17 protein-coding genes are annotated in these 17528 nt (G+C 71.1%); 3 read left to right on the plus strand and 14 right to left on the minus strand.

Features of this window, described 5'->3' with window-relative positions; genetic code table 11:
• Positions 1-51 precede the first annotated feature (51 nt).
• Entirely contained in the window at positions 52-1047 is a 996-nt protein-coding gene (locus tag IE278_RS32850) for a hypothetical protein (protein ID WP_189777556.1), read from the minus strand.
• Positions 1044-2180 carry an SPFH domain-containing protein gene (locus IE278_RS32855; protein WP_189777558.1) on the minus strand — a complete coding sequence of 379 codons (1137 nt, stop codon included), beginning with the start codon at positions 2178-2180 and terminating at the stop codon, positions 1044-1046. Before IE278_RS32855 ends, IE278_RS32850 begins: the two co-directional genes overlap by 4 nt.
• Before the next feature lie 177 nt (positions 2181-2357).
• Here IE278_RS32855 and IE278_RS32860 point away from each other — a divergent pair, with 177 nt between their 5' ends.
• On the plus strand, positions 2358-3590 hold the full coding sequence (locus IE278_RS32860) for an arginine deiminase (RefSeq protein ID WP_189777560.1): 1233 nt from the start codon (positions 2358-2360) through the stop codon (positions 3588-3590).
• Positions 3591-3760: 170 nt separating this feature from the next.
• On the plus strand, positions 3761-4768 hold the full coding sequence (gene argF / locus IE278_RS32865) for an ornithine carbamoyltransferase (RefSeq protein WP_189777561.1): 1008 nt from the start codon (positions 3761-3763) through the stop codon (positions 4766-4768).
• Between the two features lie 65 nt (positions 4769-4833).
• Here argF and IE278_RS32870 read toward each other — a convergent pair whose 3' ends face one another.
• From IE278_RS32870 to IE278_RS32910, 9 genes are all read right to left on the minus strand, one after another.
• The gene (locus IE278_RS32870; protein ID WP_189777563.1) at positions 4834-5286 is read right to left on the minus strand and encodes an ATP-binding protein; all 453 of its coding nucleotides are present in this window, start codon (positions 5284-5286) and stop codon (positions 4834-4836) included.
• Between the two features lie 362 nt (positions 5287-5648).
• Positions 5649-6932, minus strand: a complete 1284-nt coding sequence (locus tag IE278_RS32875) for a sulfate adenylyltransferase subunit 1 (RefSeq protein ID WP_189777571.1) — start codon at positions 6930-6932, stop codon at positions 5649-5651.
• Between the two features lie 2 nt (positions 6933-6934).
• Positions 6935-7894: a sulfate adenylyltransferase subunit CysD gene (cysD, locus tag IE278_RS32880; protein WP_373312151.1), complete on the minus strand. Its 960-nt coding sequence runs from the start codon at positions 7892-7894 to the stop codon at positions 6935-6937.
• Positions 7891-8463, minus strand: coding sequence for an adenylyl-sulfate kinase (cysC, locus tag IE278_RS32885; protein WP_189777573.1), 573 nt, complete (start codon positions 8461-8463; stop codon positions 7891-7893). The genes cysD and cysC overlap by 4 nt, the downstream gene beginning before the upstream one ends.
• Positions 8460-9785 (minus strand): glycosyltransferase family 4 protein, encoded by a 1326-nt coding sequence (locus IE278_RS32890; RefSeq protein ID WP_189777575.1) that lies wholly within the window; start codon positions 9783-9785, stop codon positions 8460-8462. The genes cysC and IE278_RS32890 overlap by 4 nt, the downstream gene beginning before the upstream one ends.
• Positions 9782-10192 (minus strand): hypothetical protein, encoded by a 411-nt coding sequence (locus tag IE278_RS32895; protein ID WP_189777577.1) that lies wholly within the window; start codon positions 10190-10192, stop codon positions 9782-9784. Before IE278_RS32895 ends, IE278_RS32890 begins: the two co-directional genes overlap by 4 nt.
• Positions 10189-11157, minus strand: coding sequence for a sulfotransferase family protein (locus IE278_RS32900; protein WP_189777579.1), 969 nt, complete (start codon positions 11155-11157; stop codon positions 10189-10191). Before IE278_RS32900 ends, IE278_RS32895 begins: the two co-directional genes overlap by 4 nt.
• Positions 11158-11240: 83 nt before the next feature.
• Positions 11241-12083 (minus strand): PaaX family transcriptional regulator, encoded by an 843-nt coding sequence (locus IE278_RS32905; RefSeq protein WP_189777581.1) that lies wholly within the window; start codon positions 12081-12083, stop codon positions 11241-11243.
• A 245-nt stretch (positions 12084-12328) separates the two neighbouring features.
• Positions 12329-12550: a DUF5999 family protein gene (locus IE278_RS32910; RefSeq protein WP_189777583.1), complete on the minus strand. Its 222-nt coding sequence runs from the start codon at positions 12548-12550 to the stop codon at positions 12329-12331.
• Between the two features lie 256 nt (positions 12551-12806).
• Here IE278_RS32910 and IE278_RS32915 point away from each other — a divergent pair, with 256 nt between their 5' ends.
• Positions 12807-13298 carry a DUF6299 family protein gene (locus IE278_RS32915; RefSeq protein ID WP_189777585.1) on the plus strand — a complete coding sequence of 164 codons (492 nt, stop codon included), beginning with the start codon at positions 12807-12809 and terminating at the stop codon, positions 13296-13298.
• Between the two features lie 151 nt (positions 13299-13449).
• On the opposite strand, the gene IE278_RS32920 is transcribed toward IE278_RS32915, so the two are convergent.
• The 3 genes from IE278_RS32920 to IE278_RS32930 form a co-directional block, all read right to left on the minus strand.
• On the minus strand, positions 13450-15174 hold the full coding sequence (locus IE278_RS32920) for a DUF8823 domain-containing protein (protein ID WP_373312152.1): 1725 nt from the start codon (positions 15172-15174) through the stop codon (positions 13450-13452).
• Positions 15175-15424: 250 nt separating this feature from the next.
• The gene (locus tag IE278_RS32925) at positions 15425-16954 is read right to left on the minus strand and encodes a helix-turn-helix domain-containing protein (RefSeq protein ID WP_189777586.1); all 1530 of its coding nucleotides are present in this window, start codon (positions 16952-16954) and stop codon (positions 15425-15427) included.
• 63 nt (positions 16955-17017) lie between these two features.
• On the minus strand, positions 17018-17215 hold the full coding sequence (locus IE278_RS32930; RefSeq protein WP_189777588.1) for a DUF4236 domain-containing protein: 198 nt from the start codon (positions 17213-17215) through the stop codon (positions 17018-17020).
• Positions 17216-17528 lie beyond the last annotated feature (313 nt).

A 17528-nucleotide genomic window follows, 5' to 3' on the forward strand; every position in this document is an offset into this window, starting at 1 on the left:
GGTGCGGGGAGCGGCCGGGTGAGGTGCGCGGCCGAGTGGGGCGAGTCGTGCTCAGCCCACCAACCGCAGCCGTCGCCCGCACACCCCCACCCGCACCGACTGCCCCCACGTCAGTTCCAGTGCGTCCCCCTCCATCCCGTCCCCGAACGCGATCAGGCGTTCGGATTCGGCGGTGAGGGTGAGGTGGGAGGTGGCCGACAGCTGGCCCGCCACCTGTGATGTGCCGGTCGTCGGGGACGGCCAGGCCTCGCGGACGCACCACACCAGGCGGTCCTCCGTGGGGCGGGGGAGGGGCAGGGGGTTGCCCCTCTCCTGCCACACCGACCTGATCCACCCCGTCGCCCCCGTCCCCGTGCCCACCAGCACCCCGGAGGAGGCCTGCGCCTCGACGACACCTGCGCCACTCGTGAGGGCCCCGCCTCCCTCGACGACACCTGCGCCACCCGTGGAAGCCCCGCCTCCCTCCATGACGCCCCCGTCACCCGTGGAGGCACCGCCTCCCTCGACGCCCAGGCGGTACCGGGCCGTCTGGTGGCCGGCCGCGCCCAGGTAGATCTCGTTCAGGGCGAGCAGTCGCTGCGTGTCGTCGGCCACCGCCTCCACCATGGTGAGTTCGTCCACCCCCGTTCCGGTGGCCAGCGCCGCGGGCAGCAGCCTGGCCGCGTCCCCCGGGCGGTGGCGCACCAGGACGCCGGGGTTGCGGCCGGGGTCCGCGTCGATGCCCACCACGGGCTGCCCGGTCAGGTACTTGGCGGCGTTCGCCACCAGGCCGTCCTGGCCGACCACGACCACCACGTCCTCCGGTGCGAACAGGAAGCGGTCCAGATCGCCCCGCTCCACCCGGCTCTGACGCCATGTCAGGGGGATCGCGGAGGTCACGTCCGTCAGCGCGCGCCGGGTGCGGCGGTGGCGTTCGGCGACCTCCTCGATGTCCCGGCCCCGGGAGGACAGGAAGAAGGCGGCCTGTCCGTGCGTGCCGTGGTGGGCCACCAACTCCTCGTACTCCGTGGTGCGGTGGACCAGCACGATCCGTGGGGCGAGGCTCATGTCCCGTCCCGGACACCCAGTTTGGTCAGCAGGCCGGTCAGCACGTCAGGCGAGATGGTCACGCTGTCGATGCTCGGCAGGTTCTCCGCGAGCCGCGACCCGGTCAGGGCGTGCAACGTGCTGACGTCGACGTCGGCGTGCACCCGCAGCCAGGCGGCCTGGGCCTGCGCCCGCGCCTCCCCGACCTCGCGCGCGGCCTCCGCCTCCGCCCGTGCGAGCCGCACGGCACGGTTCGCCTCGGCGTCCGCGAGCCGTACCGTCCGCTCGGCCTCCGCCTTGGCGAGCCGCTCGGTCCGCCTGGCCTCGGCGTCCGCCAGCTGCACGGACCGTTCGGCCTCCGCCCCGGCCAGCTTCACCGTGCGGGCCGCCTCGGCCTCGGCGCGTACCCCGTCCGCCGCCGCGTTCTCCTCCGCCTCGCGGCGCGTGTTCGTACCGCGCTGCTCTACCAACTGCTCCTCGCGCCGCGCGAGTTCGATCTGGCTCGCCAGTTCGTTCTCGGCGATCGCCCGCTCCCGCTCGACGGCCACGGCCCGCCGCTGGTACGTCGCCCGGTCCGCCTCCTCCTGGATCTGCTCGCGGGCCGGTGTGCGCAGGGCCCGCTCCACCTCCGGCTCCGGACGCAGCGCCACCACGCGTACGGCGACCACCTCGATGCCGGTCGCCGGCAGCCGCTGCTCCGCGCCCAGTCCCGCCGCGACCCGCTCCCGTACCGCCGCCACGCCGTCGACCAGCGCCGACGCCAGGGTCGTACGGGCCAGTACGTCCAGTGCGTGCTGCTGGGCCGACTCGGTCAGCAGGGTGCCCAGCTGCTCCAAGGGCGCGCCCCGCCAGACCCCGGTGTCGGGGTCGATGGAGAAGTCCAGGCGCGCGGAGGCCAGCGCCGGGTCGCTGACCCGGTAGGTGACGGTCGCCTGCACCGCGACGTCCTGGAAGTCGGACGTACGGGCGTGGAACGTCATCGCCAACTCGCGGTCGTCCACCGGTACTTCGGACAGCGCGGCGCTCAGCGCGCGGTACCAGAAGCTGAGTCCGGGGCCGTCGTGCAGCAGTTCTGTGCCGCGGTGGTGCCGGATGTGCGCCGTCGGCGCGCCGCGCAGGTGGCGCCAGCCCAGGCGCCGGGTGATGTCGGCCATCGGATTCCCTCGTTCCCCCTCGTTTGTCGTCTGTTCGACGATAACCAGTTCGCCTCTTTATAGTCAAGAGGACTATTAAAGAAGGGGTGGGGGTGGTGAGGGCGTGAAAGCGAACGAGTGGGCGAAGAAACCGCCGAGCGGTGGGTCAAGCGGCCCCGGGGTGGTCAGGATGGAGTCATGGGATTCCACGTCGACTCCGAAGCCGGGCGGCTGCGCCGCGTCATCCTCCACCGGCCGGATCTTGAGCTCAAAAGGCTCACCCCCAGCAACAAGGACGCCCTCCTCTTCGACGACGTGCTGTGGGTGCGCAGGGCGCGCGCGGAGCACGACGGGTTCGCGGACGTCCTGCGCGACCGCGGCGTCACCGTCCACCTCTTCGGAGACCTGCTGACCGAGGCCATGGCCATCCCGGAGGCCCGGTCGCTCGTACTGGACAGGGTCTTCGACGAGAAGGAGTACGGGCCGCTCGCCACGGACCACCTACGGGCCGCGTTCGAGGGTCTGCCCGCGGGCGAGCTGGCCGAGGCGCTGGTCGGCGGGATGACCAAGCGGGAGTTCCTGGAGGCGCACCCCGAGCCGACGTCCGTGCGCTTCCACGTCATGGACCTCGACGACTTCCTCCTCGGGCCGCTGCCCAACCACCTCTTCACCCGCGACACCTCCGCCTGGATCTACGACGGCGTCTCCATCAACGCCATGCGCTGGCCCGCGCGCAGACGCGAGACCGTGCACTTCGAGGCGATCTACCGGCACCATCCGCTGTTCCGTGCGGAGACCTTCCATGTGTGGTCCGAGGGGCAGGCCGACTACCCGTCCACCATCGAGGGCGGCGACGTACTGGTCATCGGCAACGGCGCCGTGCTCATCGGCATGAGCGAACGGACGACACCCCAGGCCGTGGAGATGCTCGCGCACAAGCTCTTCGCCACCGGCTCGGCGCAGTCCATCGTGGCGCTCGACATGCCCAAGAGGCGGGCCCTGATGCACCTCGACACGGTGATGACGATGGTCGACGGCGACACCTTCACCCAGTACGGGGGGCTCGGCATGCTCCGCTCGTACACCATCGAACCGGGCGTCGGCGACAAGGAGCTGAAGGTCACCGACCATCCGCCGGAGCACATGCACCGCGCGATCGCCGCCGCGCTCGGGCTGAGCCGGATCCGGGTGCTGACCGCCACCCAGGACGTGCACGCCGCCGAGCGCGAGCAGTGGGACGACGGCTGCAACGTCCTCGCGGTCGAGCCGGGCGTCGTCGTCGCCTACGAGCGCAACCAGACCACCAACACCCATCTGCGCAAGCAGGGCATCGAGGTGATCGAGATCCCGGGCAGCGAACTGGGACGGGGGAGGGGCGGCCCGCGCTGTATGAGCTGCCCGGTCCAGCGGGACGCCGTGCCCGCGGGCTGACCGGCCCGGACGGAAGCGGGGGGCGGACGGAAGCGGGGTCGGACGGAGGGGGGCGGACGGAACGGGGGCACATGGAAGCGGGAGTCGTGCGGAAAAGGGGGCCGTATAGAAATGTGGGGCGTCGTATAGAATTCCAAGAGTCCCTGTTTACGTAACCCTGGAGCGCCCTCATGGCGACAGTTTCGTACGCCCTCGCCGGCCGACACTTCCTGAAGGAGCTGGACTTCACTCAGGAGGAGTTCCGAGGCCTGATCGAGCTCGCCGCCGAGCTGAAGGCGGCGAAGAAGGCCGGGACGGAGACCCAGCACCTGCGGGGCCGGAACATCGCGCTGATCTTCGAGAAGACGTCGACACGCACGCGCTGCGCCTTCGAGGTCGCCGCCGCGGACCAGGGCGCGTCGACCACGTATCTCGACCCGTCCGGTTCACAGATAGGGCACAAGGAGTCCGTGAAGGACACCGCGCGGGTACTCGGCCGGATGTTCCACGCGATCGAGTACCGGGGGGACAGCCAGGAGGGCGTCGAGGAGCTGGCGGCCCACGCCGGGGTGCCCGTCTACAACGGCCTCACCGACGTCTGGCACCCGACCCAGATGCTGGCCGACGTGCTCACGATGGTCGAGCACTGCGACAAGCCGCTGAACGAGATCGCCTTCGCCTACCTGGGCGACGCCCGCCTCAACATGGGCAACTCCTACCTGGTCACCGCCGCCCTGCTCGGCATGGACGTACGGATCGTCGCGCCCAGGGACTACTGGCCGGCCGAGGAGGTCCTGGCGCAGGCACGGGAGCTCGCCGTGGGCAGCGGGGCGCGGATCACGCTCACCGAGGAGGTCGCCGAGGGGGTCCTGGGCGTCGATTTCGTCGCCACGGACGTGTGGGTGTCGATGGGCGAGCCCAAGGAGGTCTGGGACGAGCGCATCGCCGACCTCGGCCCGTACGCCGTGACGATGGACGTCCTGCGGGCCACCGGCAACGCGGACGTCAAGTTCCTGCACTGCCTGCCCGCCTTTCACGACCTGGGCACCAAGGTCGGCCGTGAGATCCACGAGCGGCACGGGCTGGACTGCCTGGAGGTCACCGACGAGGTCTTCGAGTCGGCCCACTCGGTCGTCTTCGACGAGGCGGAGAACCGGCTGCACACGATCAAGGCGGTCCTGGTGGCGACGCTGTCCTGAACCCCGTACCGGGCCCTGCCGTGAGCCTTGGGGCCTGGTCCCTGAGCTGTGAGTCCTGTGCCCTGTCAGGCGGGCCTGCGCTGGTGGGGTACGACCGGCAGCCGGAACCAGACCGCCTTGCCGGACTCCGTCGGGCGGTGGCCGCAGGATGAGCTGAGGGTGCGGATCAGCAGCAGCCCGCGGCCGTGCTCCTGCCAGGGGTCGGGCTCGCACGACGGATCGGGGATCGTGAGGTCGCCCGGCGGGGACGGGTCGGGGTCGTGCACCTCGACCTGGCATCCGGTGGGCAGCAGCTCCACGACCAGCTCTATGGGGGCGTCGCCTCTGGTGTGCTCCACGGCGTTGGCCACCAGTTCGGCGGTGAGCAGTTCCGCCGTGTCGCAGTCTGCGGTCAGCTCGATCTCCGCCAGCGCGGTACGGACCAGTGCGCGGGCGACGGGCACCGCCGCGACGGTGTGCGGCAGGGCGATGCGCCAGGAGGCTGGGGCGTGGGGCTCGTGCAAGGCGGATCCGTTCATGGAGCAGGATGTCCTGCTTTCAACTTTAGGAATGGTACGTCGCATCCCGACAGAGGCGCTCGGTGGGCTTTTTTCAGGACGTTCGGCCCGGTTTCGGGCTGTCCATCCGGATGGGCCGTCCACCCGGATGGGCTGTCTGCCCGGATGAGCTGTCTACCCAGGGGAACGGTTCGGCCCCCGCGGACTGCTCCCGCCGTTACCGAGCTATCGAAGAGTCGTGACTCGGTGACCGGTGCGGGTGACCGGTCTCCTGCCCCCGGGCAGCCTCTTGCGCCCCCGCAGCCCCTTGCTCCCGGGACAGCGCGAGGCCGGGCACCTTGTCGCTCGGTGCCCGGCCTCGTACGGCTCTGCTCGGATCGTGGTCAGACCGTGGCGGCGTCCGCCCCGCCCAGGTCGACCATCCCGGCCGTCAGCGTCGCCCCGTCCGCCGGGTCGATCAGGATGAACGCGCCGGTGCGGCGGCAGTCGGCGTAGTCGTCGAGCGGGAGCGGCTCGGCGGTGCGCAGGGTGATCCGGCCCAGATCGTTCGCGGTCAGCCCGGCCTCACCCGCGGTCAGCTCCCGCACGATCGCCTTCACCGTGCGGGTCGTGTGCCTGACCAGGACACGGTCGCCGACACGCAGCGGACGGTCGGCCAGATGACAGACGGCGGCCCGGACGTCCCGGGTGAGCGCGGGCGCGTCCGGCCCACTGGTGATCATGTCGCCGCGGGAGACGTCGAGGTGGTCCGCCAGGCGCAGGGTCAGCGACTGCGGCGCGTACGCCTCGCGGACCTCTTCACCGAGTACGTCGATGCCCTCGATCGCGGACGTTCCGCCGGAGGGGTGGACGGTCACGCGGTCGCCCACGCGCAGTGAGCCGGAGGCCAACTGACCCGCGTAGTGACGGGCCTCCCCGTGCCGGATCACGTACTGGACGGGGAAACGGGCGGGTGCGCCGGTCGGATCGCCGCCGACCGGGACGGACTCCAGATGGGCGAGCAGCGCGGGGCCCTCGTACCAGTCCGTGCGCGCGGAACGCTCCACCACGTTGTCCCCGGTCAGCGCGGACACGGGGATCGGGGTGAAGCCCGGCAGGTCCAGCTCGGCGGCGTGGCCCGCGAAGTCCTCGACGATCCGGTCGAACTCCTTCGCCTCGTACCCGACGAGGTCCATCTTGTTGACGGCGAGCACGATGTGCGGGACGCGCAGGAGGGCGGCGATCGCGGCGTGGCGGCGGGTCTGCTCGACGACTCCGTTGCGGGCGTCGACGAGGATGATCGTCAGTTCGGCGGTGGAGGCGCCGGTGACCATGTTGCGGGTGTACTGCACATGGCCGGGGGTGTCGGCGAGGATGAAGCGCCTTTTCGCGGTGGCGAAGTAGCGGTAGGCGACGTCGATGGTGATGCCCTGTTCGCGTTCGGCGCGCAGGCCGTCGGTGAGCAGGGCGAGGTCGGGGGTGTCCTGGCCGCGGTTGCGCGAGGCGTGCTCGACGGCTTCGAGCTGGTCGGTGAGGACCGACTTGGAGTCGTGGAGGAGGCGTCCGACGAGGGTTGACTTTCCGTCGTCGACGGAACCGGCCGTCGCGAACCGGAGCAGCGTCGTCTCGGACAGCTGCTCGACCGACAGCGGCTCGATGGGCTCGGTGGGCTCGATGGTGCTCGTCATGGCTAGAAGTACCCCTCGCGCTTGCGGTCTTCCATCGCGGCCTCGGACATCTTGTCGTCGGCACGGGTGGCACCCCGCTCGGTGAGCCGGGAGGCGGCGATCTCGGTGATCACGGCCTCCAGGGTGGTGGCGTCGGAGTCGACCGCACCCGTGCAGGACATGTCACCGACCGTGCGGTAGCGCACCAGGCGCCTCTCCACCGTCTCGCCGTCCTTGGGTCCTCCCCAGTCGCCGGCGGTGAGCCACATGCCGGCGCGCTGGAAGACGTCCCGTTCGTGCGCGAAGTAGATCTCGGGCAGGTCGATGCCCTCCCGGGCGATGTACTGCCACACGTCCAGCTCGGTCCAGTTGGACAGCGGGAAGACCCGGACATGCTCGCCGGGGGCGTGGCGGCCGTTGTAGAGGTTCCACAGCTCGGGACGCTGGCGGCGCGGGTCCCACTGGGAGAACTCGTCCCGCAGGGAGAACACGCGCTCCTTGGCGCGGGCCTTCTCCTCGTCGCGGCGCCCGCCGCCGAACACGGCGTCGAAGCGCTCGGCCTGGATCTTCTCCGTCAGCGGCAGCGTCTGCAGCGGGTTGCGGGTCCCGTCGGAACGTTCTTTCAACACACCACGGTCGATGTACTCCTGTACGGAGGCCACATGGAGCCGCAACCCATGCTTCTTGACGGTGCGGTCCCGGTAGTCCAGGACTTCCGGAAAGTTGTGTCCGGTGTCCACATGGAGAAGGGAGAAGGGCACCGCGGCGGGCGCGAACGCCTTCAGCGCGAGGTGCAGCATGACGATGGAGTCCTTGCCGCCGGAGAAGAGGACCACCGGCCGCTCGAACTCGCCCGCCACCTCACGGAAGATGTGCACCGCCTCGGACTCCAGCGCGTCCAGGTGGCTCAGGGCGTACGGGCGCACGGCCTCCGCTGCCGCCGGCACAGTCGTCGTCGCCGGCACTGTCGTCGTGGTACTCACACCAACCCCCTGGCCGCCAGCACCGCGTGCACCGAGTCGGCCGACTCCTCGGGCGTCTGCGACCGCGTGTCCAGCGCGAGCGCCGGGTCGAGCGGGGGCTCGTAGGGGTCGTCGACCCCGGTGAGCCCGGTCAGCCGGCCGGCGGCCTGCCGCGCGTACAGGCCCTTCACATCGCGCTCGCTGCACAGCTCGACGGGTGTGGCGACATGCACCTCGATGTAGGGCGTCCCGCTCGCCTCGTGGCGCTTGCGCACCGCCTCGCGGCTGTCGGCGTACGGGGCGATGACGGGGACGACGGCGAGGACGCCGTTGCGGGCCAGCACCTCGGCGACCAGGCCGATCCGCTGCACGTTGGTGTTGCGGTCCTCGCGGGAGAAACCGAGTCCCGCGGAGAGGAAGCGGCGGATCTCGTCGCCGTCGAGGACCTCCACGCGATGGCCCTCGGCGCGCAGCCGGCCGGCGAGGAAGCGGGCGATCGTCGTCTTGCCCGCGCTCGGCAGCCCGGTGAGCCAGACCGTGGCCCCCTGGGCGGTGGGAGGCTTCTGACGGCCCCTTGCCGTGGTGGTCATGCGTGGTGTCCTTTCGCGGCGTCCGCGGTGCGGTGCCGTGGTTCGGGGAGGTCGGAGTCGGGGGAGATCCCGGGAGCGAGGCCGTGACCGTGGCCGTTGCCGGGCTTGCCGCCGAGTTCGCTGAACAGGGCCTCCCAGCGCGGGTGCACCGCGTCCGGCCCGTACGAGGCCGCCGTCAGCACGGCCGCGACGCCCATGTCGGCGCGCAGCGCCCGGTCGCCCATCAACTTGGCCATGGACGCGGCGAGCGCCTCGGGGTCCTCGGGCGGTACCAGCAGGCCGTCGACGCCGTGGGTGAGTACGTCCGAAGGTCCGGTCGGACAGTCGAAGGCCACCACCGGCAGCGAGTGGCTCATCGCCTCGATCATCACCATCGGCAGTCCCTCGAAGCGTGAACTGAGTACGTAGAAGGAGGCCTTGGCGAGTTCGTCGTCCAGGCGGTCCGTGTGACCCATCAGGAGCACATGGTTGTAGAGGTGGTGCTCCTCGATGAGCGCCCGCAGCTCGGTCTTCTTCTCGCCGCTGCCGTAGATCCTCAACTGCCAGTCGGGGTAGGCCTCGACGAGCTTCGCCCACGCGGGGATCAGCAGGTCGAAGCCCTTCTGCGGGAACAGCCGCCCGGCCGCCACCGCGATCTTCGACCGGTGGTCCGAGGGGATCTGGTCGAGGGAGTGCACGGCGTTGGGGATGCGGACCACCCGGGTTCCGGGCAGCAGTTGCTCGTACTCCTCGCGGTCCCGTTCCGTCAGGACGGCGACCGCGTCGAAGCGCGAGTAGGTCTCCCGGATGCGTCGCTGCACATCACGCTTGTGCGTGCCGTGGTTCATGTGTTCCTGCGCCACCCGCACCACGCCGCCCGTCGCGTGCTCCGCGGCGAGGAAGTTGAGCGCGGGCCGGGTGGTCACGAGGATGCCGTCGCACAGCGAGGAGAGGTACGCGATCAGCCGCTGCTCCACGTACCGGTTGAAGTACCGGTAGCCGAACTCGCCCGACGGGATGTGCCGTGCGGGCCGCTCGGTCAGCCGCCCGCGGCGCCAGTCCCGCCAGCGGCCGGTCACGCCCTGGCCGGGGGAGTGGGCGCTCTCGCGCAGGTCGACGACCGTGCTGACGCGGACGCGCGGGTCGAGCGGGAACTGGATGTCGTCCCGGCGGCGCAGCGCGCTCACCAGCTCGACCTCCCAGCCCGCCTGCACCAGGGAGTTGGCCTGGTTCATCACCGTACGGATGGTGCCGCCGCGGCCGTAGGCGTGCAGCAGGAGATAGCGGACCTTCGGCCGTCCGGTCGCGTCCGTCCGGTGTCCGGCGGTCTGATGGCCGGTCATGAGGCGGCTCCGGTACGGCACTCCAGGGAGAGGTTGTCCTTCACCGTGTAGTACGGGCGCACGCGCAGACCGCGTACGTGCTGCTCGGGAAAGACCATGATCTTCTTCTTGCCGTGGATGTCGTCGAGTTGCCGTCCGGCCCTCAACCGGGCTTCGCCGTCGGTGAGATGGATGTCCCACTCCTCGATCCCGACGGGGTCCGGCGTCATCAGGTCGGCGATGGGCAGTTCACCCTCGAAGCGGTCGCCCTTCACATGCGCGGGGTAGTCGAGGGGGCGGCCGGTGTGGCCGCGGCGGGTGAGCAGCAGCCGCCAGTCGCCCTCGGCGGACCGTCCGTGGATGCGGCCGACGAGCCGCACGCGCCCGTCGCGCGGCCACACCTCCGCTATCTCGGCGTGCGGCTTCACGAGCTGTATCCCCAGGCCGCGCACATGGGCCGCAGCAGCTCCGGGATCTCGTCCTCGGCGGGCAGCGCGCGTCCGCTCTGCACCTGGCCGGTACGGATCTTGTCCCGCCAGTCGCCGAGGCCCTTCACGACCTGGGTGTCGTCGCGGCGGCCGTAGTCGAGCATCGACGGTTCGAAGCCGACGTCGAGGAACGCGCAGAGGCCGCGCATCTCCTTCTCGGCGTCGGCGGTGAGGTCCTCGTAGCGCAGGGTGTAGTGGCCCCCGTGACTCTCGTTGCCTCCGTGGCTGTCAGTGTCCTCGTGGTCCTCGTGGTCCTCGTGGTCCCCGTGGCCGGCGGTGGCCGCGTTGCGGGCGTTGTCGACGGCCTTCATGTAGCGCAGGGCGTCGGCCGCGGCCTCGTCGAAGGTCCGCTTGTCGGGGTCGCCCTCGTGCCAGGACCGGGCGATGGACACCGGGTGGCGGAGCAGGAAGACGAAGCGGGCGTCGGGCCAGCAGTCCCGGATGCGCCGGTGGACGAAAGCGTTGCTGGGCGTCTTCTCGACCAGGACGTCCTTGCCCGACCTGACCAGCTCGCGGTGCATGACCCGGTCCCAGAGCAGATGCTCCAGGTCGCCGCGCTCCAGGTCGAGGGCGCTCATGGCGCGCCGCGAGAGCCTGCTGCCGAAGTCGACCTCGAGGCGGCGGATGTGCAGCTCGTGGGGGGAGTGCAGCCGGGGGTGCGCGTTCAGGAGCATCCGCAGCAGCGTCGAGCCGGAGCGTACGGGAGACATGATGAAGACCGGCCGCCGCAGCAACCGGTCCGTGGCGAGATCTCCGGGGGCCGGACATCGGTACACGGGCGTGGGCCGCTTGCCGGGTTTCGCCCCGGCCTTGTTCGGCTGCGGCGGCGCGGCGGGGGTGGCCCGGCGCACCTGAAGGCCGGTGGTGGCGGAGAGCGCCCGGTTCAGATTGCCCATCAGACTCATGCGTCCCGACGCTAAGTAAGGATTATGAGAAGAGGGACTGAGCGACCTGAGCGTTGCCTTAGCGACTGGGTTTGTGTCGCACGTCACATGGGTTCGGGTTTGGGGGCGTCCCCGGGCGCACCCGCGAAGACCGCCCCGGCATCGCGCAGCCGCTCGTGCAGAGCGCGGAAGACGGCGGCGGAGCGGGCGCCGGGCCAGTCCGGGGGCAGCAGTGAGGGGGGCAGTCCCGGATCGGTGTACGGGAGGTGGCGCCAGGAGTCGAGGGCGAGCAGGTAGTCGCGGTAGGCCTCCTCCTCGGGGGTGTCGGCCCTGCTCTCCCACTCGTGCAGCACGCGCGCGTGCCGGTCGAGGAACGCCTCGTGCTGTTTGGCGATCCCGGCGAGGTCCCACCAGCGCGCGACCGCCTCGGCGGTCGGCGCGTACCCCAGGTGCGCGCCGCGGAACAGGTCCACATACGCGTCCAGGCGCAGCCGTTCCAGGGTGTGACGGGTCTCTTCGTAGAGGCGGGCCGGGGCGATCCACACGCCGGGGGCGGCCGTTCCGAAACCGAGGCCGGCCAGGCGTGAGCGCAGTACGTGACGTTTCTGCCGCTCGGACTCCGGCACGGAGAACACGGCGAGGACCCAGGTGTCGTCCTCGGGCGGCGAGGCCGCGTAGACCCGGCGGTCGCCGTCGTCGAGGAGTTGTCGCGCGTCCGGCGACAGGACGTACCCGGCGGCGCCGGCCGCTGTACGGGCCGGCAGGAGCAGTCCGCGGCGTTTGAGTCTGGACACCGACGACCGTACGGAGGGGGCGTCCACGCCGGCCGCGGCGAGAAGCCGGATCAGCTCGGCGACGGGTACGGGGCCGGGGGCGAAGCGGCCGTAGGCGCCGTAGAAGGTGACGATGAGGGACCGGGGGGCGTGCTGCTCGGACACGTCGATCACTCTAGATCGTCACCGTCACGCGAGATCACCATCCGGTCTCAGCGGGGGTCGCATCGGGAGCGTATCGACTGTATGACGACAGTCAACACTCCGCGATAGCCCGTGACGGTCCGTGGTAGCCCGCGGTGGTCCTTGACGGTCCGCGACGGTCAGGCGGTAGGCGTCCGAACGATCAGGCGGTGGGTGTCCGAACGGTCAGGCGGTGGAGGTGTCCGAACGGTCATGCGGTGGGGGCGTCCGAACGGTCAGGCGGCGATGGCCAGTTGCTCGACCGGCACCCGGTGCGGAGCGACGACCCGTCCGTCGGGCAGGAGCGCGCCGGTGTCGTCGAAGACGATCGCGCCGTCGCACAGCAGGTACCAGCCCTGCTCGGGGTGCGCGGAGACGATGTGCGCGTCGGAGCGGTGCGCACCGTCCGAGCGGTCGGAGCGGGCGGCGGACGGGCACGAAGACTGGTGAGAACACATGGTGGGCCTCCACGTGCGAGGAGTCGGGCGGCGTTTTCGTCGCCCGTATGGATAGACCATGCGCCCGCCGCGAACTCATCGGAACAGCCGGAAGGGAAACGTGACAACACGCGGACAACACTCGGACGAGTCCAGGACGGACGGTGCGGACTCGCCACGGACGGACGGTGCGGACTCGCCACCAAAGGAGTGAGGATCACGCCTGCGGACGCGCCGGGCCGGTACCTGTGGAGGCCCCACTCCAGGAGGTATTCCGATGCGATTGCACCAGGTCATGGGCACAGCCGCCGGTGCGGCGCTGTTGCTGGCCGCCGCTCCGTCCGCGGGCGCGCTGCCCCAACAGGCCGCGTCCGCCGAGCCGGTGGGCCTTGCGGAGACGGTGACCGTCGACCCGACGGCCCGTCTCGCCGCGGACGGCACCGTCACCCTGTCCGGTACGTACCGCTGCAAGGGCGGTACGGGCCCGGTCTTCGTCAGCTCCTCCCTGAGCCAGGACAAACCCTCCCTCAGCCAGGGCGACTCGTCCCTGGGCCACGGCGGGAACGGTGTGCGCAAGGGCATCGGCAGCACCACCGCGGTCTGCGACGGCGCCGAGCACCGCTGGACGAACACCGAACACACCGACCGGGGCCGCTTCGCGCCGGGCGCGGCGAAGGTGGAGGCGTCGCTCATGGAGCTGCGCTCCTCGGGTCTGCCGCTGCCGATGTTCCGTGCGGCACGGGAACAGGACGTCACGCTCGTCAGCTGACGTCGGTCCACGAAGCCGTCGAGGGGCCGACGTCGGCTGACGTCGGCTCAGGTCGGCCGGCGTCGTGCCCCGGCCGCCTCGTGATCCGGTCCGCGTCACGAGTTGGCCGCTCCTCCGGGCCCCGCGAGAGGTCCGGAGGAGCGGGGCCGGTTCAGTGGCCCCGCCGCTCCTCGTCCCGGCCCGGCGCGCAGCCCGCTCCACCCATGGACCTGGCCGTATAGCTGGAGTCCAGCCGGTAGAGGCCCGCCCGTGGCACGGTCAGCCGGGTCCAGGGCCCGTCCGGGCGCACGCAGCCCCCGTCGGCGCGCAGCCAAGGCGAGTACCGCACCCGTACGGTGACCGACCCGGCGCGCGGCACCCTCAGCACCACGGCCGCCTCGCCCGCCCGCACCACGTCGGCCGGCGGCGAGACGAGCGGTTCGGCGTCCCGGACGCGGTAGATCCGCCAGTGGGAGTCCCGCCAGACCGGCGTCAGCCAGTCCTGTCCGGCGGCGACCAGAGCCGCCTCGTGCTCGGCGGGACCGTCGGGTCTCCCGTCCGCCACGACCACGTGCCCGACGGCCCAGTGACGCAACCAGGCGTGGTAGCGCGGCGCGTCGAGGGCGCCCTCGTAGAACAGCCGCCCCCGCTCGACGTCCAACTGCCGGTTCCAGCCCCGTATCAACTGCGCGTGCGGAGCGAACAGGGCGGCCTCGCGATGGTTGCGGGCGGGCACCACCTCGACCCGGTCGCGGTGCGCGCCGAGGCGGTCGAGTTCCTTGAGGACGCCGTGGGTGTGGGTGGCCCAGGCCGGTACGGACGTCGAGACCCGCAGGTCGTTGACGGTCGACATGGTGGTCCAGACGACCGACACGACGAGCGCGAGGGTATGCGCGACGCCCCCGCCACCGGACCGGAACCCGAACCCGCACCCGGGCTTACGGGGGGCGGTGCCGCTCAAGAGGCAGGCGAGCAGCACGGCCGGTGCGAAGAGTGCCGCGAGCCGTTCCACGTTGGTGCCGATGGGCGAGGGGACGAGCCAGGTCAGCACCACGCCGACGGCGTGGACGACCGCCCCGGCCCGCAGCGCCCGCCACGCGCGGGGGGCCGCCCACACCACGGCGGCCGACAGGAGTACGGGCATCAGCACGCGGCCCCCCGCCATGGGCTGTTCGCCCTCGAAGGGGAACAGCAGAGCCGTCAGCGCGACGACGGCGACGGTCGGCACGGACAGGACGAGGCACTTGGCGTACCGCCGGTCCGACAGCCATCCGGCGCCGGCCACCAGCAGGAACAGCCCGGCCACGGGGCTCGCGAGGGTGGCGAGCAGCGCACCCAGCGCACCCGCGGCCAGCCGCTTACGCCGCGCAGGCCGACCGGCCAGGGCGAGCAGACCTCCGAGCCCGAAGGCCAGTCCGAGGGCGAACGTCGTACGCCCCGAGGCGACGTTGGCCCACAGCCCGAACGCGCCGAGCAGCGCGGGCCACAGGGGCGCCCTGGCCACGGTCCGTGCCAGCAGCGCGCCCAGCAGCCAGGTGGCGGCCACCCCGGCGAGGACGGAGACGGTACGCACTCCCAGCACCGCCATCAAAGGAGGCGACAGCACGCTGTAGTTGACGGTGTGCGTGCCCCCGTACCAGAAGAGCCCGTACACGGTGCCGGGGTTGCGCGCGACGAATCCCGCCCAGGCGTACTGGGCCGCGAGATCACCGCCCCCCGTCGCGAGGAGGACGCCCCACACCGCGTACAGCGGAAGCACGGCGAGCACCGCGAGCGCGGGGACGCGCCACGACGTCGGCGGGAAGGGCCGGCGCGGCCGGTGCGCGGAGGGCGCCCGGCGCGCTTCGGGAACGCGCCCCGGCGCGGGCACGGGCGGGGAGAGCGACTGTACGGACACGGGGCTGTTCCAGGGGCAGTACGGCGACGGACGACCGGAGACGACCCGGCGACGCCCCCAACGACCCGCCGCCGGACACCGTCACGCTGGATGGGGCACTCGGGCGGCCCCCCGCGATCGGACGCCCCGAGGAACGGGCCCGAGTACGCGTAAAGGTCCCTCAGACAGTCCCACGGGGTGCGTCACACCCCGCCTCGCCTCACGTTTAGGCAGGTCAGGTGGGGTGTGACGGTGCTTGTTCGGCAGACCCTCAGATGTCCCGGAAGATCTCGATCTGTGCGCCCACCGAGTTGAGGCGTTCCGCCAGGTCCTCGTAGCCTCGGTTGATCACGTAGACGTTCCGTAGGACCGAGGTGCCTTCCGCCGCCATCATGGCGAGGAGGACGACCACCGCGGGGCGCAGGGCCGGAGGGCACATCATTTCCGCGGCTCGCCAGCGCGTGGGGCCCTCGACCAGGACGCGGTGCGGGTCGAGGAGCTGGAGGCGGCCGCCGAGGCGGTTCAGGTCCGTGAGGTAGATCGCGCGGTTGTCGTAGACCCAGTCGTGGATCAGTGTCTGGCCCTGCGCGGAGGCCGCGATCGCCGCGAAGAACGGGACGTTGTCGATGTTCAGGCCCGGGAAGGGCATGGGGTGGATCTTGTCGATCGGGGCTTCGAGCTTCGAGGGGCGCACGGTGAGGTCCACCAGGCGCGTACGGCCGTTGTCGGCGAAGTACTCCGCCGTGCGGTCGTGGTCGAGGCCCATCTCCTCCAGGACCGCCAGCTCGATCTCCAGGAACTCGATGGGGACGCGGCGCACGGTCAGCTCGGACTCCGTCACCACCGCCGCGGCCAGCAGGCTCATCGCCTCGACCGGGTCCTCGGACGGCGAGTAGTCCACGTCCACGTCGATGGTCGGCACACCGTGCACGGTGAGCGTCGTGGTGCCGATGCCCTCCACCCGCACACCCAGCGCCTCCAGGAAGAAGCACAGGTCCTGGACCATGTAGTTCGAGGAGGCGTTGCGGATGACGGTCGTGCCCTCGTGGCGGGCGGCGGCCAGCAGCGCGTTCTCCGTCACGGTGTCGCCGCGCTCGGTCAGCACGATGGGTCGGCCGGGCGTCACCTTGCGGTCCACCCGCGCGTGGTACATGCCCTCGGTGGCCGCGATGTCCAGACCGAACCGGCGCAGCGCGATCATGTGCGGCTCGATGGTCCGCGTACCGAGGTCGCAGCCGCCCGCGTACGGCAGCTTGAAGCCGTCCATGCGGTGCAGCAGCGGGCCGAGGAACATGATGATCGAGCGGGTGCGGCGGGCCGCCGCCTCGTCGATGGACGCCATGTCCAGCTCGGCGGGCGGCACGATCTCCAGGTCCACGCCACCGTTGATCCACCGGGTGCGTACGCCGATGGAGCCCAGCACCTCCAGAAGGCGGTACACCTCCTCGATGCGCGCGACGCGGCGCAGCACCGTGCGGCCCTTGTTCAGGAGCGTCGCACAGAGCAGCGCCACGCACGCGTTCTTGCTGGTCTTCACGTCGATCGAGCCGGAGAGCCGGCGTCCGCCGACCACGCGCAGATGCATCGGGCCCGCGTAGCCGAGCGAGACGATCTCACTGTCCAGTGCTTCACCGATTCGGGCGATCATCTCAAGGCTGATGTTTTGATTGCCACGCTCGATGCGGTTCACCGCGCTCTGACTGGTACTGAGCGCCTCGGCCAGCTGCGTCTGTGTCCAGCCCCGGTGCTGACGGGCGTCACGGATGAGCTTGCCGATGCGTACGAGGTAGTCGTCTGCCATGACGGCAGGCTATCTCACATATGAGATGCCGCATCCGGAGGGGTCCGTTGGGGTGACGGTGCCTCAGTGGCGCTTGGCGCGGGTGGTGCGCCGCCAGCCGAAGGGGCCGGGGAGGTCCATGGAGGTGGTCCGGCGGCCCGTGCTGCTGTGCGTGTGCTTGGGGCCGTTCTTGCCGCCCGTGGTGATGGACCACGACTTCTTGTTGATGTTCAGCCGTACGCCGGGCAGGATCCGGAAGCTTTTGCGGAATGTGAGCGGCATGGTTGCCCCCTTCGTCGTCGTCCGCTGCCAGGTACCCCGAATGCGGGTCGGTACGCCGAACGCCCGTGCGTCCGGGCCTGGTTCGGCGCCGGGCGAGGGCCGACCCCTGGCGGAGGGCGGGTGACGGGCGGGCGGGCGCGGGCGCCGCGGTACGGCCGCCCGGCGGGCTCGCCGGGGAGCGACTCGGCCGGACGAGAGGGGGCACTCGCCCTCCGGGCATGACCGTCCCGCGGTCATGTACTAGAGTTATCTCGACATCGAGATATCTGCCGAGGCGTGCCGCAGCCGCCCGGGACCGGTAAGGGTTACCTAA

It is taken from the genome of Streptomyces tauricus (assembly GCF_014650955.1).
In the GTDB taxonomy this organism is placed as follows: domain Bacteria; phylum Actinomycetota; class Actinomycetes; order Streptomycetales; family Streptomycetaceae; genus Streptomyces; species Streptomyces tauricus.